The organism is Streptomyces sp. NPDC002018 (assembly GCF_042890865.1).
Taxonomy (GTDB): Bacteria; Actinomycetota; Actinomycetes; order Streptomycetales; family Streptomycetaceae; genus Streptomyces.
In genome coordinates this window covers 191,496-211,374 of sequence record NZ_JBIASO010000003.1, presented here as the reverse complement: position 1 = coordinate 211,374, position 19,879 = coordinate 191,496, and the positions used below count along the sequence as shown (strand labels likewise).

The following is a 19,879-nucleotide window of genomic DNA, read 5'->3' as shown; positions in this document are numbered from 1 at the left end:
TTGACGGTCCTGACGGCCCCGCCCTGACGGTCCTGACGGCCCTGACCGCCCGTGCCGGCGGCGGGCCCGGCGGACCCGCCCCGGCTCAGACCTCCGCCGTCCTGCGTCCCTGCGCCGCGCGCTTGCGGCGGCCCAGGCGGTGGCCGCGCGGGGCGTCCGGGGCCCGCCAGCCGTCGAGCCCGATCCAGATCCGTACCTCGGTGCCGCCGAGCACCGAGCGGCCGATCCGCACGTCCCCGCCCGTCGACTCGGCCACCCTGCGCACGATGTCGAGGCCGAGGCCGGTCGAACCGTCCTTCCCGCCGCTGTTGCCCCGCGCGAGCGCGGCACGGGGATCGGCGATCCCGGGGCCCGCGTCGGAGACCAGGACGATCACGGCGTCCTCGCCGTTGTGCACATCGACGGCGAACTCCGTGCCCTCGGGCGTGTGGCGGAAGACATTGCCGAGCAACGCGTCGAGCGCGGCGGCCAGTTCGGCCCTGACCACCGGGATGCGCACCGGTCCGCCGATCCCGGCGACCCGTGCCGTGCGCCCCTCGTCCTCGGCCAGCGCCGACCAGAAGTCCATCCGCTCCCGTACGACCTCGGAGACGTCACAGCCCCCGGCGGCCCCCGCCGCCACCGTCTGCGGCTTGGCCTCCCGGGCGGTACGGATGATCGTGTCGACCTCGCGCTCCAACTGGGCCACCGCGGCCCTGGTCTGATCCGCGGCCGGTCCCTCGCCCAGTGAGGCGGCGTTGAGGCGCAGCACCGTGAGCGGGGTGCGCAGCCGGTGCGAGAGATCGGCGGCGAGTTCCCTCTCGTTGGCGAGGAGCTGGACGACCTGGTCGGCCATCGAGTTGAACGCGACGGCCGCGGAGCGCAGTTCGGGCGGTCCCTCCTCCGGGACCCGCGCGCCGAGCTTTCCCTCGCCGAGCGCGTGTGCCGCGTACGCGAGGCGCCGCGCGGGTTCGACCATGCGCAGCCCGAGCCGGTCGGCGACCGCGACGGAGCCGACGACCAGCGCGAGACCCACGCCCGCCAGCACCAGCCAGGCGGTGGTGACCCCGTTGGAGACCTCGTCGTCGGGGACGAAGATCTCCACGACCGCGATCCTGGCCTGGCTGAGCGCGGTCGGCTGGAGCAGCGCGAAACCGTCCGCGACCTCGGTGATGGAGGCGCGGCCGATCCGCCGGACGGTCCGCAGGTCCTTCTCGGCGGCCCTGCGCGTACCGATCTCCAGCGGCAGGGCGCCCGGTCCGCCGTCGGCCGGGACATGGACGGCCATCCGTCCGTACGCGCCGGCCTGGGTGGAGGCGACGGCCCGTTCCAGTTCCTCGCGGTCGGTGGTGATGGAGAGGGTCGGGCCGATGGTGGCGGCCTGCCGCTCGGCGTTGCTGAAGGCCCGGTCCCTGGCCATCTCCTTGATGACCAGCCCGAGCGGTACGGCGAAGGCCACGACGACCATCACGGTGACGGCCAGGGCGACCTTGACCAGCGCCCATCTCATACGGGCGGCTCCGGCGCGGGCGGCTCCAGCTTCACCCCGACGCCGCGCAGCGTGTGCAGATAGCGCGGTCGGGCCGCCGTCTCCCCGAGTTTCCGGCGCAGCCAGGAGAGATGGACGTCGATGGTCTGGTCGTCGCCGTAGGACTGCTGCCACACCTCGGCGAGCAGTTCCTTGCGGGGGACGACGACCCCCGGGCGCCCGGCGAGGAACGTCAGCAGATCGAACTCCCGCCGGGTCAGGTCCAGGGGGGACCCGTCCAGCTCGGCCTGGCGGCGCAGCGGGTCGACGGAGAGCCCGCCGACCCGGATCACGCGCGAGGGGGTGGCCTCGTCCGCGCCGGCGCGCGAGCGGCGCAGGACGGCCGCCATCCTGGCCGAGAGGTGCTCGACGGAGAACGGCTTGGTGAGATAGTCGTCGGCGCCGTCGTTGAGGAGCCGTACGATCTCCGTCTCGTCGTCCCGCGCGGTGGCGATGATCACCGGCACATCGGTGATGCCGCGCAGCATCTTCAGCGCCTCGGCGCCGTCGAGATCGGGCAGCCCGAGGTCGAGGATGACCACGTCGAACCGGAAATGGGCCACTTCGCGCAGCGCCTCCAGGGCCGTGCCGACGCTCCGTACGGTGTGGGAGGCCTCGGTCAGATGCCTGATGAGGGCTGAGCGCACGAACTGGTCGTCCTCGACCACGAGCACACTGGGCATGGGCGGCACCGTACGCCATCCGGGGAACGCGGGGAGGCCGGTCGCGGCGGTCCGTCCCCCGGGGAGGCCGGGCCGGTGACACACGGGGCGTGTGTGGCGCGGGTGTTGCGGGGTGCGGCACTATGACGGGGATGCGCAGAGGACTCGTACACGCGATGGCCTGGTCGCTCGCCACCGGGGCGGCGGTCACGCTCTCGTGGTGGGGCGTCCGTACGGTCATGGCCGGCACGGCCTACGACCCGCCGCGCGCGATCGCGCTCCCCGGGGACAACGCGGCCGTGCCACGGCCCAGTCCGGTCACCTCGTCCACGCGGCGGCCCCCGGCCCCGTCCACGAGCCCGAGCCGCCCGGCGGGATCCGCCGGGACGGACACCGGCACGGAGGGCGGCGCGGGCGCCGGGGCGCACCCGGGAGCGGGCGGCAAGACGCCGGACGCGGCGCACCCGCCGTCCCCCCGGCCGTATCCCTCGGCGGGCGGACCGGCACAGGGCGCGCAGGGCACACAGGGCACACAGGGCTCTGCCGGTGACGCGGAACCGGCCGCCTCGGGACAGGTGAAGAGCTATACGGTCGACGGCGGCCGGGTCGCCTTCGACATCGGCGAGGTCTCGGCCGAGCTGGTCTCGGCGACACCGGACCCGGGCTGGCAGATGCAGGTGTGGACGCAACCGGCCTGGATCCGGGTGACGTTCACACAGAACGGCCGGGAGGTCTCGGTGTTCTGCACCTGGAACGACCATCCGCCGATGGTCCAGTTCGACGACCGCTGAGGGACCGCCGGACACGACGGTCGCGGGCTTCGGGCTGACAGCTGACGGGCTCCGGGCTGACAGCCGACGGCTGACGGCTCCCGGGCTTCGGGGTTTCGGGGTTTTCCGGGCTTCGGGCTTCGGGCTCCCGGCCTCGGGCTTCGGACGGCGTGTGCGGCGTCGGGGCCGTCAGGCGGTGAACGCGCCGGGCGGAGGCGGGGGCGACGGCTTGGCGCTCGCGTCCGTGACGGCGGGCGCCCCACCGGTGAAGTCGGCCAGCGCGCGCCCGTGTTCCACCCGCCCCGGGTGCGGGTCGCCCGCGACCCTGCGGGTCAGCTCGGCGACGGGCAGTTCACGGTCGGAGGCGACCAGGACGGCGTTGCCGAAGCGGCGCCCGCGCAGCACCGCCGGGTCGGCGGCGAGCGCGAGCTGCCCGAAGGCGCTCGCGGCGGTGGCGATCTGACCCCGTAGATGGCCGAGCGGCGGTCCGTCGGCGAGATTGGCGGCGTACCAGCCGTCCGGCCGCAGCACCCGCCGCACCTCCCCGAGGAACTCGGCACTGGTGAGATGCGCGGGGGTGCGGGCCCCGCTGAACACATCGGCGATCACCAGATCCGCCCAGCCGTCCGGCACCTTGGCGAGCCCCGCGCGGGCGTCGGCCGAGCGCACGCGTATCCGGGCGGCGGGATCCAGCGGGAGCCGCGTACGGACGAACCGGACGAGCGCCGCGTCCACTTCGACGATCTGCTGGGTGGAACGGGGGCGGGTGGCGGCGACATAGCGGGCGAGGGTGAAGGCACCGCCGCCCAGGTGCACGGCCTGGAGGGGCCGGCCCGCGGGTGCCACCAGATCGGCGACATGGCCCAGTCTGCGCTGGTACTCGAAGGAGAGATACCGGGGATCGTCGAGGTCGACATGGGACTGCGGGGCCCCGTCGATCAGCAGCGACCACGCGCGGGGCCGCTCCCGGTCGGGTATCAGCTCGGCGCTGCCCCCGTCGACGGCCTCCACCACGGCCGTCTCCGCCGCACCACGCCTGTTTCTCGCCACCCGCCCATTATCGGCCCACCACTCCGTCAGCGGTCGGCCGGTCCCGGGCGCCGGGCCACCGTCAGCGACATCGGTCCACCACCTCGATGAGCCGCGCCGCCTGCCCCAGCGCCTCGCGGAGCACCGCCGGGTCCGTGACCGCCCCCGTGGCGTCGGGGGGCAGCAGCCAGTTCGAGCCCGTGACGGGCGGTTCCGCGGGCAGGCGCACACCGCGGCCGTGGGTCTGCGTACACGCGCTGCCCGGCATGTCCCAGCCCGCCGCCGTGCCCGGTGGCACCAGAAAGCCGAGGGTGTCGCAGGGCGCGTCATGGAGCACGGGTCCCATCACGGGGGTGCCCCCGCGCCGCAGGATGTCCACCGCTTCGAGCCCCTGCCGGGCCGGAACGGTCACCAGGTCGCAGGGCTCCCCCGCTTCCCCGGAACGCGCGCCGGACTCCTGGCCGTTCGTGTGCTGAGACTCCAACACGGGAACCCCTCCTCGTCGAGCGCAGACGCCCTGAGCGTCTCCAGGGGGTACAACGCGGGACGGCGTCAACGGCTACGGCGGCACGCCGCCGCAAAGGATGGCAGTTCATAGCAGATCACGGGCGAGATATCCGTTTTGTCAGCAAACCCTGTGTGTGCGGCCTGTCACAGCCGGTACGTTCTAGCTCCGCCGGAGGTGAACCGGCGGCTCCGTCGGCTGTACCAGGAGAGGGCTCGGTCATGGCGTCGTCCCGGGCAGTTCCCAACCATGCCTTCCGCGGGCTGCGCGCACAGCGCTCGCCCGCGGAGTTCGCCGCCGCCGTACGCAGAGCCGCCCGGGAGATCGGTGAGCAGGTCGCCTGCGACGCACGGTACATCGGACGGGTGGAGGCGGGTGAGATCCGCTGCCCCAACTACGCGTACGAACGGGTCTTCCTGCATATGTTCCCCGGGCTGACCCTGAAGGACCTGGGGTTCTCCGCGCGGGAAGAGGTACGCGGCAGGGCGGCCAGGATCCTGGCGGGGGCCCGGCGGCCCCGGGCCTCGGCCACCGGTGGTGACACGGACGACGGCACCACCTCGGCCGGCGCCGACGGCGCCGCCGACGGCATCGGAGGCATCGGTGGCCTCAGCGGCATTGGCGGCCTCGGCGGGGCAGGCGGCCTCGGCGGGGCAGGCGGTACCGGTGACACCGGCACCGGCGACACCGGCCGTACCCGAGACAGCAGTGACAGCCGAGACAGCGGTGACACCAGCGAGGAGAGCGACGTGCTGCGTCGCGCATTCATGACGAGCGGCCCCGTCACGGTCATGGCCGCGTCCCTCGGCCTCGGCGGCACGCCCGCCGCGGCCGTGCCCGCCCCGAGGCGGATCGGCGAGGCCGAGGTGACCGCCGTCGAGCAGGCCGTACGGCGGATCCGGCTGCTCGACGACCGCCATGGCGCCGACGGGCTCTACCGGCAGGCCGCCCGTCCGCTGCGGGCCGCGTACGCGTTGCTCGACGCGGGCACGGCCACCCGGCAGGCCACCGCCGACCGGCTGCACTCGGGCGCGGGCGAGCTGTCGATCTCGGTGGGCTGGCTCGCCCATGACTCCGGCCGGTTCGACGAAGCGCGCTCGCACTACGCGGAGGCGCTGGCGACCTCACGGGTCGCGGGCGATCCCGCGCTGGAGGCGCACGCCTTCTGCAACATGTCCTTCCTGGCCAGGGATTCGGGCCGGTACCGCGAGGCCGTGCGCGCCGCGCAGGCGGGTGCCCGCGCGGCCCGGCCGCTCGACTCGCCGCGGCTGCTGTCGCTGCTCGCCCTGCGCGAGGCGGGCGGCTGGTCCGGGCTCGGCGACCGTACGGGCTGCGAGCGGGCGCTGTCCCTGGCGCACGCCCTCTTCGGGCGCGGGCCCTCGGACGCGGACCCCGAGTGGATGTCCTTCTTCGGCGAACCCGAGCTGGAGTCGCAGGAGGCGCTCTGCCACGAGTCGCTGGGCGACTGGGCGCGGGCGGCCCGTCACGCGTACCGCGCCACGGTCCTCCAGGATCCGCACTTCGCCCGCAATCTCGCCCTCTACCGCGCGGAACTCTCCACCGACCTGGCCCGCGCGGGCTCGCCCGACGCGGCGGCGGTGGCGGGCCGGCAGGCGCTGGATCTGCTGGACGGGGTCCAGTCGTCGCGTATCCACGCGAGACTCGCGACCACGGCCCGGGTGCTGCTGCCCCGGCGCCGGCTGCCGGAGGTACGGGCCTTCCTGGACCGGCACGCCTCGACGAACAGCCGCCCGTAGCAGCCGACAGGAGCCCGCAGGACAGCGCCGGTCCGTCCGAGGCCGGTCCGCCGAGCATCAGGCCATCGGGCATCAGGCCATCGGGCATCAGGCCGTCGGGCGCCGGTCAGCGGATCAGCGGATCGGGTGCCGGATGTCAGTCCGCCAGGTGCGCCGTGTCGTTCCAGACCTCGATCGCCGGATCCCCGTACGCCCAGCCCAGCACCGAGACCGACGTCGGGTCGAGCCGGACACGCGCCGCGAACGAGATGTCCTCCCCCAGCCAGCGCGCCCCTATCGCGCGCAGGATGTGGCCATGAGCGAAGAGCAGCACATCGCGGTCGGCCGAGCGCGCCCAGGCGATGGCCTCGTCCGCGCGGGCGGAGACCTCCGCCAGGCTCTCGCCGCCGGGGACCCCGTCGCGCCAGATGAACCAGTCCGGGCGGTCCGCCTTGATCTCGGCCGGTGTCATGCCCTCGTACGCGCCGTAGTCGAACTCCATCAGCGTGTCCCACTCCTCGGCCCGGTCGCCGAAGCCCGCCAGCGCGCAGGTCTCGCTCGCGCGCACCAGCGGACTGGTGCGTATCTCGACGTCCTCCAGCCCCGACCAGGGGGCCCGGCGCAGCCGCTCGCCCAGCAGTTTCGCGCCCCTGCGGCCCTCGTCGAGCAGCGGTATGTCCGTCCTGCCCGTATGGCGGCCGGAAAGCGACCAGGCTGTCTGGCCGTGCCGGGCGAGAAGGATGCGCGGTGCCATGGAGGCTCTCCCTGAAGTTCACAACCGGTGCCGCACCATCATCGCGTACCTGAACGAAGGGCAACCTCCAGGGGGACAGGGGCGTCCCCTTCACCGTCGGCGGTGATTGCGCCGAACGAGGATCCGGGGGCACACCCGGCCGAGGAAAGCGGTGTCGTACACCGTACGGTTGAACACCGGCCAAAAACCGCGTGAAGAAGACGATGGAGACCGTTCGCATGCCGCACCGCGCCGCCGCCCGCGCCACCGCCAGCGCCCGCGTCGGCGACCCGCGACAGCCGGGTCTCCGGCCCCGCTGGTGGGCGGAGCTGACGCTCGTCGTCCTGGTCTACGCCGCCTATTCGGCGGGCCGACTGCTGGCGCGCGACAACGGGCCGGCCGCCGTCGACAACGGGCTGGCCATCCTCCGCATCGAGAAGGCGCTCTTCCTGAACGCCGAGCATCCGCTCAACCGGCTCTTCACCACCACCCCGGCGCTCGCCGTCCCCGCCGACTTCGTCTACGCCTCGCTCCACTACCTGGTCACCCCGGCCGTGCTCGTCTGGATCTTCCGACGGCGCGCCGCGCTCTACCGGAGCGCGCGGAGCTGGCTCACGGTCTCCACCCTGCTGGGCCTGGTCGGCTTCACCCTGCTGCCCACCTGCCCGCCCCGGCTGCTCGACCCCCGGCACGGTTTCGTCGACACCATGGCGCAGTTCAGCGCGTACGGCTGGTGGGGCGACGAGGCGAGCGCGCCCCGCGGTCTGGGCGAGATGACCAACCAGTTCGCCGCGATGCCGAGCCTGCACGTCGGCTGGGCCCTGTGGTGCGGGGTGCTGCTGTGGCGGCACGCGCGTACCCCGCTGGTGCGGTGGCTGGGCGCCCTCTATCCGGTCGTCATCACCGTGGTGGTGATGGGCACGGCGAACCACTACCTCCTGGACGCGGTCGCGGGTGCGCTGGTGATGGCGGTGGGGGCGCTGCTGACGAAGCCCGCGATGCGGGCGGCGGACCGGGTGCGCGCGGCGGTGACGGCCCGCCGCTCCGGGGCCGCGCCGGTCCCGTCCCCCGTCCACGCGCCGGTCCCGTCGCCGACCCCTTCCCACGGCCCCGCGCACCCCTCCTCCCGTCCCCGCCCGGCCCCGATTGTCAGCGGCGGATGCGAGACTTCCGCGGGTGAGCGATTCCCTGGGCGGCGGACCCGCGACAGCACCTCCGGCACCTCCTCCGCAGACGACACTCCGGCGACGGCTCGCTGAGCTGCGCGGCCCCGCCGTCGCGCCGCATCCGCTCGATGCCCGCGCGCTGGCCGCCCTCGCCGCGAACCCGGGCTGCCGGCGGCGTGCCCTGCTGGACGGCGCCGGGGTCGACAAGGCGGCGCTGGCCGAGGCGCTCGGCTCCCCCGCGCCGTTCGGACAGTCCCAGTTCGCGTTCATGCGGGGGAACGCGTTCGAGGCGAAGGTCAAGGCCGACGGCGGTACGGAGCTGATGCGGCTGCTCTCGGAGCGGCTCGGCGGCCAGGAACCGCCGCCCGCGCCCGGCGAGGTCGCGGTCCCCGATCTGTCGGCGGCCGGCCCCGAGGGGCGGGTGGCGCGTACGGCACTGGCCCTGCGCGAGGCCACGGAGGCCGGCACCTGGGCGCTGCTCGACCATCCGCTGCTGGCCCTGGAGGTGGCGGGCTCGCCCGCGTATCTGGAGCCGGACGCGGTGGTGGTGCGTCCCGACGGCCGCTGGGCGGTCGTGGAGATCAAGTCCTTCCCGATGATCGACGGTTCGGCGGACGCGTCGAAGGTGGGCGCGGCGGCACGGCAGGCCGCGGTGTACGTACTGGCCCTGGAGCGGGTCGCGTCCCGTACGCCGGGGGCGGAGGTGGGCCACCAGGTGCTGCTGGTCTGCCCCAAGGACTTCTCCAACCTGCCGACCGCGTCCGTGGTCGATGTGCGCAAGCAGTTGTCGGTGACACGTCGTCAGCTCGCCCGGCTGACCAGGATCGAGGAGATCGCGGACACGCTCCCCGAGGGCACCACCTTCGACCTGGACCGCTGCTCGGGCGCCGAACTGACCGGCGCGGTGGACTCGGTCGCCGCGGCCTACGCCCCCGAGTGCCTCTCCGCCTGCGAACTGGCCTTCCACTGCCGGGCCCGTGCGCGGGAGAGGGGCGCGGTGGAGGCGCTGGGCCGCAGCGTACGGGGCGAACTGGGCGCCCTGACGACGGTCACCGCCGTGCTGTCGGCGGCCCATGGCGACACGGGCGACCCGCGCGACCCGACGGTCGCGGCGCTCCGCCGGGCGGCGGCGCTGCGGGCGGAGGCCCTGGCGGCGGCCGGGACGGCCGGAGGCGCGGCCGGGCCGGGGACCGGAGCCGTCGCGGACCGCGGGCGTCATCCGGACCGTACGGATGATCCGCGCCCGACGGATGGTCCGGGCCGTACGGATGGTCCGGGCCGTACGGACGATCCGCGCCCGACGGATGGTCCGGGCCGTACGGGCCGTACGGAGGGCTGATGTCGCTGATCAGTACGCTCGCGCGGCTGGAGGCCGTGGCGAGCGGGCAGGCCCAGCCGCTGACCACCGTCCGGCACCGGCGGATCTCCGACCGGCCGCTCGTGCTGGTGCCGTTGACCACGGCGGGCGAGGCGGGCGCACCGCTCGGCGCGCTGGTCGGCACGGACCGGGACGCGCCCCGGCTGCTGACCGTCGCGCAGCCGCGCGACCGCGATCTGCGGTTCGCCTTCCTCGGCGAGCTGGCCGAGGCCGTGCTCCCGCATCTGGACGCGTACGCCGAGGTGGTCGAGCCCGCCGAGCGCGGCGAGACCGACCCGGAGACCGGGAAGCGGGTCAAGGTCGAGGTCGAACTGTGCGTGGACGCGCCGCAGTTGATCGTGCCGAGCCGGCCCGGCATCGACTTCGTACGGCTGCTGGGACGGTCGATGCGGTTCCGGCGCACCGCCGAGGACGACCCCGACACGCCCTACCCCGCGCCGCCGCGCGTGCCGCTGCTCGGCCGCTGGCTGACGCACTACGGCGAGCGCGCCCGGGTGCCCGGCTCCTCGCTGCTGCTCGCGGCGACCGATCTGCTCAACCGTCACTGGGCGACCGGGCAGTCGAGCCTGGAGGACCAGCACCTCGGCGCGCTGCTCGCCTGGATCGATCCGCCCGGGGCGCTGTCGGGCGCCGAGGCGGCGCTGCGGGCGGAGCTGGAGCGGGACAGGGACGGGCAGTTGGCGTGTCCGCCGGCCGGCCCCGCGACGGACCCGGCGTTCGACAACAGACTGCTGGCGCCCGCGATCGAGCGGTACGACCGGGCGCGCCAGGAGCTGGGGGCGGCCGAGGACGGACCGGACGCGGAGGAGCGGCTGGCCCGGCTCACGGCCGCCGAGCGGGACATCCGCGCGCTGCTTCTCGGTGTCCTGCGGCCGACCTGGGACGCGGTGTGGCACGGCCTCGACCTGCTGCGCGCACTGCCGGAGGGGGCGCGGGTGGAGGAGCGCTGGACGCGCGACCGCTGGTCGTTCACCGGCCATCGCGACCGGGTGCGCGCCGGTGAGCCGCCGCAGCCCCGGCGCGACGACGCCGTCACCGCCGCGCAGAAGCTGGCCTCGCGCGAGACGGCACAGGCGCAGCTGGAGGCGGCGGAGGCACTGGACGATCCGCTGGTGCTCGCGGGACGCAGGCTGTCGGGCGAGGCGTTTGTCGGGGAGGTGACGGAGGTGGTGATGGCGTACAGCGAGAGCAAGCGCCCGACCCCCCGTCCGCTGATCACGGTGCGCACCGACGACCGGCCGCATCTCGGCGAGCGTACGAAGGTGTTCCGCTCGCTGGACGGCAAGCCGCAGTCGGCGGAGTTCGTACGGTACGGGGACGACCACGACGGCCCGGACGGCCCGGACGACCAGGACGGCCCGGCGGGCGAGGACGGGGCCGACGGCGGTGCCGGGGAGGGGCCCGGGGCCGGCGGCACGCTCGTGCTGCGGCTGACCGACCGTATGGGCCGGGGCAAGGAGCCCGCGCCCGGCTCCGTGCCGGACAAGGGCGACCGGATCGCCTGGACGCTCTTCGAACACGACCAGCGCGGCGGCCCCAAACTGCCGGACCCGGAGGAGACGCCCTGGACCCATGGCGGTCCTCCGGGCGCGGACGGGACGGAGGGCGCGGAGGGCACGGCCCCGCGCCAGGCTCCGGACCCGGTGACCGAGGAGGACTTCCTGTGACCCGCCCCCTCTCCGGCCCCGCGCCGGACTCCGCGCCCTTCGACCCGGGCGCCGCCGCCACGCGGGCCACCGACGCGATCCTCCGGGACACGCTGCACGGCACCCACCGCGGGGTCGTCGTCGACTCGCCGCCGGGGGCGGGCAAGTCGACGCTCGTCGTCCGGGCCGCACGGGAACTGGCGGCGGCCGGACGTCCGCTGATGGTGGTCGCGCAGACCAACGCGCAGGTGGACGATCTGGTCGCCCGGCTCGCCGAGAAGGATCCCGAGCTGCCGGTCGGCCGACTGCACAGCAATGACCCCGATCCGTACGACAAGGCGCTGGACGAGCTGCCGAACGTCCGGAAGTCCGCGAAGGCGGCCGATCTGGCGGGACTCGACATCGTCATCTCGACCGCCGCGAAATGGGCCCATGTGCAGGGGGTCGAGCCCTGGCGGCACGCCATCGTGGACGAGGCCTACCAGATGCGCTCGGACGCGCTGCTCGCCGTCGCCGGGCTCTTCGAGCGGGCGCTGTTCGTCGGTGATCCGGGACAGCTCGACCCGTTCAGCGTGGTGGGCGCCGACCAGTGGGCGGGGCTGTCGTACGACCCGTCCGCGAGCGCGGTCACCACGCTGCTGGCGCACAACCCCGAGCTGCCCCAGCACCGGCTGCCCGTCTCCTGGCGGCTGCCCGCGTCGGCGGCGCCGCTGGTGTCGGGCGCGTTCTATCCGTACACCCCGTTCCGCAGCGGTACGGGCCACGGGGACCGGCGGCTCGCCTTCGGGGTGGCGTCCGACGGCTCGGGCCCCGACCGGGTGCTGGACGAGGCGGCGGAGTCGGGCTGGGGACTGCTGGAGCTGCCCGCCCGGCGCACGCCCCGTACGGACCCCGAGGCGGTACGGGCCGTGGCCCTGGTGGTGCGCAGACTGCTGGACCGCGGGGGCGTGGCCGTGAGCGAGCGCTCCCCCGGACCGGCGCCGGTGACCGCCGACCGAATCGCGGTCGGCACGGCCCACCGCGACCAGGCGGCGGCCGTCCGGGCGGCCCTCGCGGAGCTGGGGGTGACGGGGGTGGCCGTGGACACCGCGAACCGTCTCCAGGGCCGTGAGTTCGATGTCACCGTCGTCCTCCACCCCCTCTCGGGCCGCCCCGACGCCACGGCGTTCCATCTGGAGACCGGCCGTCTCTGCGTCCTCGCCTCCCGCCACCGGCACGCCTGTGTCGTGGTCTGCCGCGCGGGCGTGGCGGAGCTCCTCGACGAGCACCCGTCCACCGAGCCGGTCCAGCTCGGGGTGACGGTGAAGTTCCCGGACGGCTGGGAGGCGAACCACGCGGTGCTGGCGCGGCTGTCGGAGCACCGGGTGAGCTGGCGGCCGTAGGCCCCCGCCGAGCGGATTCCGCGGGCCCCGCGCGCACCCGGTGGCGCACGCCCCGAACGCCCCCTTGCGGCGGGCGGGACAATGGACGGTGGTCGCAGGGCCTGTACACGTACGAGCAGGAGGAACGAGATGCCGGATCCCGAGCGGAGCGAGCGGCGGCTACGGCCCGCACCGCTGCTCTTCGAACCCTCGGAGGCGGTCGCCGACCCCGAGCACTTCTTCGATCTGGAGTCCCTCGACGACCCCGGGGAGCTGCTGGCCAGAGCGACCGAGCTGACTCTCGCGTTCCGTGCGGCCACCGACCGGGCGGTCGAGTTCCAGGCGGTGGCCGCCGCCCAGCTCGCCGATCCGCGCCGCTTCGACCGGCTCACGACGGAGGACATCGCCCGCCGCGCGGAGTGGACCGAGGACTATGCCAGGAAGATGGTCGAGTTCGGCCGGGACCTGCTGCGCGGCGAGGGCGTCGCGGGTCCCTAGGCCCGGTCCCGGCCTCGGCCGTCAGGCGTACGGCCCCGGTCCCGCCGGGGTCGTACGGCCGGAAACGGCCGGTCCGCGGGCCCGGCGGAGAGGGGCGGGGCGGGGCACGTTCACCCGTCTGGCATATGCCGAGGGGGCAGGTTACCCGTCCCCCGCCCGCGCTGTCCCGGTTTCCCCGAACTCCCCGGGGCCGGGCCGTTACTCGCGGTAGACCTGAATGCCATGAGCGCATGGTTACGAGATGAATCCCCGCCGAGCCCCGGCCCGGCCGACGACGGACGGCGCGCCGACACGTTCGCTCTCCTCCAGGACGAGGGCCATCGTCCCGCCGCGCCGGTCACCCAGGCCGGCGCGGACTGGCTCGCCTCCTCCGGACCGTATCCCCGCTCCACGCTCTCCCACTGGGCCGCCCGGCCGACCGCTCCCGGGGTACTGGCCTGCGGCTCCGTCTTCGACGTGGTGAACGTCCCCTGGGTCTTCGGCCGCCGCATGCTGGACCGGCTGTGGTCCGAGGGGCCCGGTTCGGGGCCGGTCGCCGTACACCGCGGCCGTACGCTCCTCTTCGCCGCGCCGGGCACCGCCCAGCGGCTGCCGTCCCTGCTGTCCTGGGAGGAGTGGGGCGGCGGAGGTACGGAGACCGGCGGCACGGACCCGGCCGCCCCGCCGCCGCTGTTCTGTCACGGCGTGGGCGACGCCGTGACCGTACCGCCGCTCACACCGGGCTCCGCGTCGGCCCCGCGCTGGGTGATCGCCCCCGACACCCGCCATCCCTGGCTGCCGGGGCCCGAGGTGCTCCTCTGGGCCTGTGTACGGGCCGCCCGCGCGAGGGCGGGGACCACCCGCGCCGGCACGGGAACCATCCCCCACCCCAGAGCGGCGGCCATGGTGGAGCTGCTGCCGCAGTCGTGCTCCTGACCACCGGAAACGGGCCCGGTCCGGGCCCGGAACCGCCTCATGACGGCCCCGGAGCGGCCCTCCGTATATCGATTTTTCCTCCCGCCGATCCGGGTGCTAAGGTCTACGACGTCAGCAGGCGCCGCTAGCTCAGTTGGTTAGAGCAGCTGACTCTTAATCAGCGGGTCCGGGGTTCGAGTCCCTGGCGGCGCACCGACGGAAGAGGCCCCTCGCGAGAGCGAGGGGCCTCTTCGTGTTCCAGGGGCCAGAGGAGAGCGGGGGCCCGGGGGGGCGGGGAGTCCCGGAGCGAGGGGCCCCGGGGGGGCGGGGCCCGGAGCGCGAGGGGGGCCTCCCCGGCGTCATGAGCCCGGGGTGACCTTGACCGTCCACGCGCCCCCGGCCGTACGGTCCGCCACCTCGACCTTCGTCCGCTCCCCCGGCACCGTGAACGTCTCGCCGACCCCCAGCGGCGCGTCCGCGAGCGGCGGATACACCGACTGGTCCCAGCAGGCCTGGCTGTCCGGATGGGTGTCCACCACCTCGACCGGGCCGCCGCCCGACGGCGTACCGCCCCGCACCCGGTAGATCAGCACGCCCTCGGAGCAGGTCTGGAGATCGTTGCCGGTCGCTGAGCGGGCCTCGATGGCCAGGGCGGAGTTGTCACCGGTCCTGACGACCGCCAGCCTCGTGCCCGTGGTCCCGGCGACGGACGCCGCGGCGGCGATCGGCTCCAGGCTGAGCAGGCTCGTGCCCGACGGGCCCACGCACCGCACCTGGCTGCGGTCGAGCCAGCCCAGCTTCCACTTGTGCCAGCCGAAGAGATCGGGCGACATCCCGAACTGGCTGCCCATCACATCCCAGTCGCCGACATAGGTGTCCCAGTCGCCCTTGCCGTCCACGGGCCGGTGGTAGAGATCCGGCAGGTCGAAGACGTGCCCGGTCTCGTGGGCCAGCACATTGCGGTCCGGGGGATGGCGCTCGAAGACGGTGACGATGCGCTTGATCTCCGTGCCGTCGGCCTTCATCGGCTGCTCGAAGTTGACCACCTTCGTGGCGTCGGAGTCGACGCCCGGCGCCTCCGGGTCGGCGACCAGATAGACGACGTCGTAGCGCGAGAAGTCGACCAGCGGATCGGCGGCGTTCACCGCGTCCCGCAGATAGGCCGTGCGCCGCGCCGGCTCCCAGTCGCGCCGCATCCCGTACGCGGTCGAGGCGTGCGGCATCCGTGCCCAGCGGAGCTCCGGGTGCGCCCGCAGCGCGAACTTCCCGTACGAGGCCTGGTCGTAGAAGCGGCTGGTGGCCGGGAAGTGATCGGCCGCCAGCTCCGCCGGATCGGGCAGCTTCCTGGAGTCGGGAAAGGAGAGAAAGATCATGACGGCGTCGAGGGCGCGGTCGGGCCGGGGGTAGGACTCGTTCCAGGTGTCGAGGCCGAGGGAGTGGTGGGCGGAGGTACGGGTCAGCGCGCAGGGGCCCTCGGGAACCGCGTCCGCGGCGGGCCCCGTGACCAGGGAGGTGGCGGCGAGCGCCATGAGGGAGGTGCAGGCGGCCGCGGTCCTGCGCAGGCGGGGCCGGTCCACTCCGCCCGGTGGCTGCGGACGCTCCACATCGACCTCCGCTCCGGATTGGGGATACCTCACCCACCCTGTGCCGTTTTACTGCGATACGCCCTGTTCCGCTGCCCCACACGGGTGAGGAGCGTCACGCGTGCCGTCCGACACCCCGACGGGTCACGGAAAGTCACCGGGGATCACGGCGGGGCCGACCGGGCCACAGCCGGGCAGAAACGATCGTCCGGGGGCGGAGCGGCGGTCCGTGACGTTCCCGTCGCGCGGACCGGAGCTGGAACGGCCGCCCGGCCTCCCTCTATGATCGGCACACTTTCCCTGGCCGGCCGTCCCGACCACCCTGTACGACTCTGTACGACACCACTGCACCGCGGGAGCGAGCCGTGAGCGGAACCTCCGAAGGGCCGCAAGGACCGCGTCATACGGCGGTCGCCGCGCACGGCGGCGACCGCCCCCCGGCCGGTGGGGCGGCCCGGCAGCCGGCCGAGGATTTGATTACGGAGCGTCATCTCATCAGTAAAGCTAGCGACATGTCCGTCGACCGGCCCCACAGGCCGGCCGCCCACGGCCACGGACCCGACGGCCGGACCGGCGGTGGCCACGACGGCGCGGACGAGCGCGACTACCGCGCGGCGTTCCAGGTCTCCCAGCTCGCCATGGCCCTCCTCGACGAGGAGGGCACCGTCATCCGCGCCAACGACGCCCTCGCCGCCCTCCTCGGCACCCGGCCCGCCGCGCTCCTCGACCAGTCCGCCGCCGATCTCGTCGATCTCGCCTCGGACGGCCGCACCTGGCACGCCTATCGCGCGGTGCTGGACAGCCGCCGTTCCCCCTTCCGCTGCACCCGGCGCCTGAAGAACCCCGACGGGCGGACGCTCTGGGCCGAGGTCACGGTCGCGCCCGTACCGGAGAGCGGCACGGCGCTGCTGTCGGTCGCGGACATCAGCGACCGCCGTGAGCTCCAGGCACGGCTGCGCCATCTCCAGATGCACGACCCGGTGACCCGGCTGCCCAACCGCACCCTGTTCTTCGAACGGCTCACCGCCGCGCTGGAGACCTCGGCGCCGGACGTCCACGGCGGCGGGACGTACGACGCCGGGGCCTATGCCCAGGGCCCGTACGGCGACGGCGGAGGCAATGGCAGAACAGGGCGGATCGGTCTCTGCTACCTCGATCTCGACGGCTTCAAGGCCGTCAACGACACCCTCGGCCACCGCACCGGCGACCGGCTGCTCGCCGCCGTCGCCACCCGGCTGACCCGGTGCGCCGACCAGGACGGCTACACGCGCAGCGGCGGCCATCTGGTCGCCCGGCTCGGCGGTGACGAGTTCGCGATCCTGGTCGAGGACTCCATCGGCACCGAACAGCTCGCCGATCTCGCCCGCTCCGTACTCACCGCGCTCCAGCGCCCCTTCGACCTGGCCGGGCAGCGGCTCTCGGTGTCGGCCTCGATCGGGGTCGTGGAACGCGCCGCGGAGGGCACCACCCCGACCGGTCTGATGCAGGCCGCCGACACCACGCTGTACTGGGCGAAGGCCGACGGGAAGGCCCGCTGGACCCTCTTCGACCCGGAGCGCAACGCCCACCGGATGACACGGCAGGCGCTGACCTCCCGGCTGCGCCCGGCGGTGGAGCGCGAGGAGTTCGTCCTCCAGTACCAGCCGCTGGTCGGGATGGCCGACGGGGTGGTACGGGGGGTGGAGGCGCTGGTGCGCTGGAACCACCCCCAATTCGGGACGCTCACGCCGAATCGGTTCATCGGGATCGCCGAGGAGGACGGCTCGATCGTGCAGCTCGGCCGGTGGGTGCTGGCCACGGCCTGCCGCCAGGCACGGCGGTGGCAGCTCGACCATCCGGGTGCCCGGCCGCTCTTCGTCAGCGTCAATGTCGCCGTACGCCAGGTGTGGGACTCCGATCTGGTCGCGGATGTGGCCGGCATCCTCGCGGAGACCGGACTCGCGCCGCATCTGCTGCAACTGGAGCTGACGGAGTCGGCGGTGATGGGCTCGGCGGGCCGGCCGCTCCAGGCGCTCCAGGCGCTGAGCGACATGGGTGTACGGATCGCCATCGACGACTTCGGGACGGGCTACTCGAACCTCGCGTACCTCAGCAGGCTGCCGGTCTCGGTGCTGAAGCTGGACGGCTCGTTCGTCCGGGGCTTCCGCTACGACGAGGGCGTCCATCCGAACCCGGCCGACGAGACGATCGTGGAGGCCCTGGTCCAGCTCGCCCACCGGCTGGGGCTGACGGTCACCGCGGAGTGCGTGGAGACCTCGGGCCAGGCGGCCCGGCTCCAGCGGATCGGCTGTGACACGGGGCAGGGCTGGCTCTTCTCCCGCCCGGTGGCGCCCGAGCGGATCGCGGAGATGATCGCGGCCGCCCCGCCCCGGGCCTGACCGAGGCCGTCGCCCCGGACCTGACCGAGACCGTCCCGTGGGCATGACCCGGGCCGTCCCGTGGGCCTGACCGAGACCGCGTGAGGGAGGGGCTCCCGGGGGTCATGGCATGTCCCCCGGGAGCCCCTCCATGGCGTGTTCACCGACGCGGTGTCCGCCCACGAGATGTGCTGCCCACGGGAGGTCACTTCCCCGAGGACTGCCACAGCGTGAGGACCAGCGCGGTGCACGAGGTCACCGCGGCCAGCGACGGCAGCGGCCAGCGCGTGCGCTCCAGCGCGTCGAGACGCTCCTCGTGTTCCCCGAGCGCCTTGTCGGTCTGATCGGCACGCTGGAGCAGCAGCGCCAGATCGCCCCGGGTGGTGGCGAATCCGACATCGACGGAGCGGTGCAGCCGCTCCAGTTCCAGGGCGATGTCCTCGGCCTCGGACCGGGTCATACGGGCCCCTCCTCAGATACGGGGGACGCGCAGCCGGTCCCAGCTCGCGCGGCCCGGAACGCCGTCGGCCGCGCTGCCCCGGTAGCCGAGCACGCGCTGCCAGGCGGCGTACGACCGGCCGTCGGCCTCGGTCCAGACCGGCCCGGGGCCGATCGTGTACCGGCCGCAGCCCTCGGCGACCAGCCGCTTGCCGACGGCGGTGATCAGCGGGCTCCTCCTGCCGGGTACGAAGAAGGCGGCGCCGGGGAAGGGCTCGTACGCGGACGGCACGGGCCCGGCGGGCGTGGCGGGCCCCGGCGGCCTGGCAGGACCGGCGGGTGCCGCCCCGAGGCGGGCCCCGATCCGGCCCCGCATCCCCGCCATCGAGAACGACGGATCGATCTTGCGCCGGGTCCACTCCTTGTGCCCGATCACGCTCCGCGCCGACCAGCCGTGCGCCCGGCACAGCGCGGTGGACAGCCGCTCGACGGCGTCGAGTTGGGCAGCCGGGTACGGATCGCCGCCGTTCCCGAGGTTCTCGATCTCGAAACCGTAGAACCGTGCGTTGCCGTCGGTCGTGTCGGGGCCCGGCGCGGGCGGCGGCGCTTCGGCGAGGACGGCGGCGAGGACGGCGGCCGAGCCGCTGCCCGCGTGGTTCGTCCGGCCGTGTCCGAGGAGATGGACGGTGCCGTCCTTGGCGACCAGGCCGGCGCAGAGCGGGCCGGGCAGGGCGGAGGTGCCCGAGCGGCAGAGCGCGAGGCTGTCGACGCCCGCGGTGTGGTGCAGCATGACACCGTGCACGGGGCCCCAGGGGCCCCGGTGATCACGGTTGTGGGTCTTCCAGTCGCCGTGCTCGGCGACGCGGACGCCCTCGCCGCGCAGGGCGCGGGCGAGAGCGTCGGCGGACAGCGGTGTGGCCATGGTCGGGGACCTCACATCAGGGGAGTCACGGTCACGAATCGGTTGGTGAAGGTCGCGGTGTTGGTGGTGGCGGCCGACTTGTAGGCGGCCGTCGCGGTGCAGACGGCTCCGGCCGTGAGCCCGTTGACCTGGAACTGGGTCGACGCGGAGCACTGGTTGGTGCCGCTGACGATCGCCGCGCGCGTGTCCGCGGCGGCGAGGGTGAGCGTCGTACCGGTGCGGATGTTCGCCGACATCAGACAGGCCACGGCCGCGCTCCCGCTGATGCGCGCGCCCACCGAGACGAGGACCGAACCGGAGGGCGGGGCGGTGAAGGTGACCGCCGTGGGGTCGCCGGTGGAGCCGGTGAGCGTCTCGGAGTAGGCGGTGGCCGCGAGGGTGCCGGCCGTGGTGTTGGCCTTGTGCACGGGGCCCGGGACGACCGGCTGCCACTGGCCCCCGGTGTAGTGGACGTAACGGCCGGGGCTGGTGAGCCAGACGAGCATGCCGGCGACCGGCGCGGTGACCTTGGCGTCGCGGGCGGCGGCGTCGGCGAAGCGCAGCACGGTGCGGCCGTCGACGGCCTCGGCGAGGGACTGGATATGGAGCGGGACATTGGCGGCGTCGGCGGCCTGCGGGTAGGGCAGATTGCCGAGCGGGGTGAGCAGGGCCATGCGAGGACCTCCTGCGGTGCGCGGGGCCGGAACAAGGACAG

Annotated in this window: 18 protein-coding genes and 1 tRNA gene; 10 read left to right on the top strand and 9 right to left on the bottom strand. The window is 74.2% G+C overall.

Going from position 1 to position 19,879, the window contains the following annotated elements; genetic code table 11:
- Positions 1–85 precede the first annotated feature (85 nt).
- Together ACFYYH_RS06620 and ACFYYH_RS06615 are read right to left on the bottom strand one after the other, a co-directional pair.
- A complete protein-coding gene (locus ACFYYH_RS06620) occupies positions 86–1,489 on the bottom strand; it encodes a sensor histidine kinase (RefSeq protein ID WP_388546754.1) in 1,404 nt (467 codons plus the stop codon).
- Positions 1,486–2,190: a response regulator transcription factor gene (locus ACFYYH_RS06615; RefSeq protein WP_388546752.1), complete on the bottom strand. Its 705-nt coding sequence runs from the start codon at positions 2,188–2,190 to the stop codon at positions 1,486–1,488. The genes ACFYYH_RS06620 and ACFYYH_RS06615 overlap by 4 nt, the downstream gene beginning before the upstream one ends.
- Before the next feature lie 122 nt (positions 2,191–2,312).
- On the opposite strand from ACFYYH_RS06615, the gene ACFYYH_RS06610 reads away from it, so the two are divergent.
- Positions 2,313–2,960, top strand: a complete 648-nt coding sequence (locus tag ACFYYH_RS06610; protein ID WP_388546750.1) for a hypothetical protein — start codon at positions 2,313–2,315, stop codon at positions 2,958–2,960.
- A gap of 168 nt (positions 2,961–3,128) precedes the next feature.
- Here ACFYYH_RS06610 and ACFYYH_RS06605 read toward each other — a convergent pair whose 3' ends face one another.
- Positions 3,129–3,989 carry a spermidine synthase gene (locus ACFYYH_RS06605; protein ID WP_388546747.1) on the bottom strand — a complete coding sequence of 287 codons (861 nt, stop codon included), beginning with the start codon at positions 3,987–3,989 and terminating at the stop codon, positions 3,129–3,131.
- Between the two features lie 61 nt (positions 3,990–4,050).
- Positions 4,051–4,455 carry a hypothetical protein gene (locus tag ACFYYH_RS06600; protein WP_388546745.1) on the bottom strand — a complete coding sequence of 135 codons (405 nt, stop codon included), beginning with the start codon at positions 4,453–4,455 and terminating at the stop codon, positions 4,051–4,053.
- A 239-nt stretch (positions 4,456–4,694) separates the two neighbouring features.
- Here ACFYYH_RS06600 and ACFYYH_RS06595 point away from each other — a divergent pair, with 239 nt between their 5' ends.
- A complete protein-coding gene (locus tag ACFYYH_RS06595) occupies positions 4,695–6,230 on the top strand; it encodes a tetratricopeptide repeat protein (protein ID WP_388546742.1) in 1,536 nt (511 codons plus the stop codon).
- Between the two features lie 136 nt (positions 6,231–6,366).
- Here the strand turns inward: ACFYYH_RS06595 and ACFYYH_RS06590 are convergent, their stop codons facing one another.
- Positions 6,367–6,963, bottom strand: coding sequence for a histidine phosphatase family protein (locus tag ACFYYH_RS06590; protein ID WP_388546741.1), 597 nt, complete (start codon positions 6,961–6,963; stop codon positions 6,367–6,369).
- A gap of 218 nt (positions 6,964–7,181) precedes the next feature.
- Between ACFYYH_RS06590 and ACFYYH_RS06585 the strand changes: the two genes are divergently transcribed.
- The 7 genes from ACFYYH_RS06585 (at position 7,182) to ACFYYH_RS06555 (ending at position 14,098) form a co-directional block, all read left to right on the top strand.
- Positions 7,182–8,201 (top strand): phosphatase PAP2 family protein, encoded by a 1,020-nt coding sequence (locus tag ACFYYH_RS06585; protein ID WP_388547262.1) that lies wholly within the window; start codon positions 7,182–7,184, stop codon positions 8,199–8,201.
- Complete coding sequence (locus ACFYYH_RS06580; protein ID WP_388546738.1) at positions 8,119–9,447, top strand: hypothetical protein; 1,329 nt, start codon at positions 8,119–8,121, stop codon at positions 9,445–9,447. The genes ACFYYH_RS06585 and ACFYYH_RS06580 overlap by 83 nt, the downstream gene beginning before the upstream one ends.
- Positions 9,447–11,153, top strand: coding sequence for a hypothetical protein (locus tag ACFYYH_RS06575; protein ID WP_388546735.1), 1,707 nt, complete (start codon positions 9,447–9,449; stop codon positions 11,151–11,153). Before ACFYYH_RS06580 ends, ACFYYH_RS06575 begins: the two co-directional genes overlap by 1 nt.
- The gene (locus tag ACFYYH_RS06570) at positions 11,150–12,514 is read left to right on the top strand and encodes an AAA domain-containing protein (protein WP_388546733.1); all 1,365 of its coding nucleotides are present in this window, start codon (positions 11,150–11,152) and stop codon (positions 12,512–12,514) included. The genes ACFYYH_RS06575 and ACFYYH_RS06570 overlap by 4 nt, the downstream gene beginning before the upstream one ends.
- A gap of 129 nt (positions 12,515–12,643) precedes the next feature.
- Positions 12,644–12,991 carry a hypothetical protein gene (locus ACFYYH_RS06565; RefSeq protein ID WP_388546730.1) on the top strand — a complete coding sequence of 116 codons (348 nt, stop codon included), beginning with the start codon at positions 12,644–12,646 and terminating at the stop codon, positions 12,989–12,991.
- Positions 12,992–13,213: 222 nt separating this feature from the next.
- A complete protein-coding gene (locus tag ACFYYH_RS06560) occupies positions 13,214–13,906 on the top strand; it encodes a hypothetical protein (RefSeq protein ID WP_388546729.1) in 693 nt (230 codons plus the stop codon).
- A gap of 118 nt (positions 13,907–14,024) precedes the next feature.
- Positions 14,025–14,098: transfer RNA gene (locus ACFYYH_RS06555), tRNA-Lys, on the top strand.
- A gap of 146 nt (positions 14,099–14,244) precedes the next feature.
- Here ACFYYH_RS06555 and ACFYYH_RS06550 read toward each other — a convergent pair.
- Positions 14,245–15,489 (bottom strand): M6 family metalloprotease domain-containing protein, encoded by a 1,245-nt coding sequence (locus ACFYYH_RS06550; RefSeq protein WP_388546726.1) that lies wholly within the window; start codon positions 15,487–15,489, stop codon positions 14,245–14,247.
- Positions 15,490–15,833: 344 nt separating this feature from the next.
- Here ACFYYH_RS06550 and ACFYYH_RS06545 point away from each other — a divergent pair, with 344 nt between their 5' ends.
- Complete coding sequence (locus tag ACFYYH_RS06545; protein WP_388546724.1) at positions 15,834–17,846, top strand: putative bifunctional diguanylate cyclase/phosphodiesterase; 2,013 nt, start codon at positions 15,834–15,836, stop codon at positions 17,844–17,846.
- A gap of 184 nt (positions 17,847–18,030) precedes the next feature.
- On the opposite strand, the gene ACFYYH_RS06540 is transcribed toward ACFYYH_RS06545, so the two are convergent.
- From ACFYYH_RS06540 to ACFYYH_RS06530, 3 genes are read right to left on the bottom strand one after another with little or no spacing between them, the layout of a single operon-like run.
- The gene (locus ACFYYH_RS06540; protein ID WP_388546721.1) at positions 18,031–18,285 is read right to left on the bottom strand and encodes a hypothetical protein; all 255 of its coding nucleotides are present in this window, start codon (positions 18,283–18,285) and stop codon (positions 18,031–18,033) included.
- Between the two features lie 12 nt (positions 18,286–18,297).
- Positions 18,298–19,185 carry a peptidoglycan-binding protein gene (locus ACFYYH_RS06535; RefSeq protein WP_388546719.1) on the bottom strand — a complete coding sequence of 296 codons (888 nt, stop codon included), beginning with the start codon at positions 19,183–19,185 and terminating at the stop codon, positions 18,298–18,300.
- Positions 19,186–19,196: 11 nt separating this feature from the next.
- Positions 19,197–19,838, bottom strand: coding sequence for a hypothetical protein (locus ACFYYH_RS06530; protein WP_388546716.1), 642 nt, complete (start codon positions 19,836–19,838; stop codon positions 19,197–19,199).
- Positions 19,839–19,879 lie beyond the last annotated feature (41 nt).

Bases quoted from the DNA above. Each gene is read 5' to 3' on its own strand.
- ACFYYH_RS06610 (WP_388546750.1), top strand. From the start codon at position 2,313: ATGACGGGGATGCGCAGAGGACTCGTACACGCGATGGCCTGGTCGCTC.
- ACFYYH_RS06565 (WP_388546730.1), top strand. From the start codon at position 12,644: ATGCCGGATCCCGAGCGGAGCGAGCGGCGGCTACGGCCCGCACCGCTG.
- ACFYYH_RS06595 (WP_388546742.1), top strand. From the start codon at position 4,695: ATGGCGTCGTCCCGGGCAGTTCCCAACCATGCCTTCCGCGGGCTGCGC.
- ACFYYH_RS06530 (WP_388546716.1), bottom strand. From the start codon at position 19,838: ATGGCCCTGCTCACCCCGCTCGGCAATCTGCCCTACCCGCAGGCCGCC.
- ACFYYH_RS06620 (WP_388546754.1), bottom strand. From the start codon at position 1,489: ATGAGATGGGCGCTGGTCAAGGTCGCCCTGGCCGTCACCGTGATGGTC.
- ACFYYH_RS06575 (WP_388546735.1), top strand. From the start codon at position 9,447: ATGTCGCTGATCAGTACGCTCGCGCGGCTGGAGGCCGTGGCGAGCGGG.
- ACFYYH_RS06535 (WP_388546719.1), bottom strand. From the start codon at position 19,185: ATGGCCACACCGCTGTCCGCCGACGCTCTCGCCCGCGCCCTGCGCGGC.
- ACFYYH_RS06590 (WP_388546741.1), bottom strand. From the start codon at position 6,963: ATGGCACCGCGCATCCTTCTCGCCCGGCACGGCCAGACAGCCTGGTCG.
- ACFYYH_RS06560 (WP_388546729.1), top strand. From the start codon at position 13,214: ATGAGCGCATGGTTACGAGATGAATCCCCGCCGAGCCCCGGCCCGGCC.
- ACFYYH_RS06615 (WP_388546752.1), bottom strand. From the start codon at position 2,190: ATGCCCAGTGTGCTCGTGGTCGAGGACGACCAGTTCGTGCGCTCAGCC.
- ACFYYH_RS06585 (WP_388547262.1), top strand. From the start codon at position 7,182: ATGCCGCACCGCGCCGCCGCCCGCGCCACCGCCAGCGCCCGCGTCGGC.
- ACFYYH_RS06540 (WP_388546721.1), bottom strand. From the start codon at position 18,285: ATGACCCGGTCCGAGGCCGAGGACATCGCCCTGGAACTGGAGCGGCTG.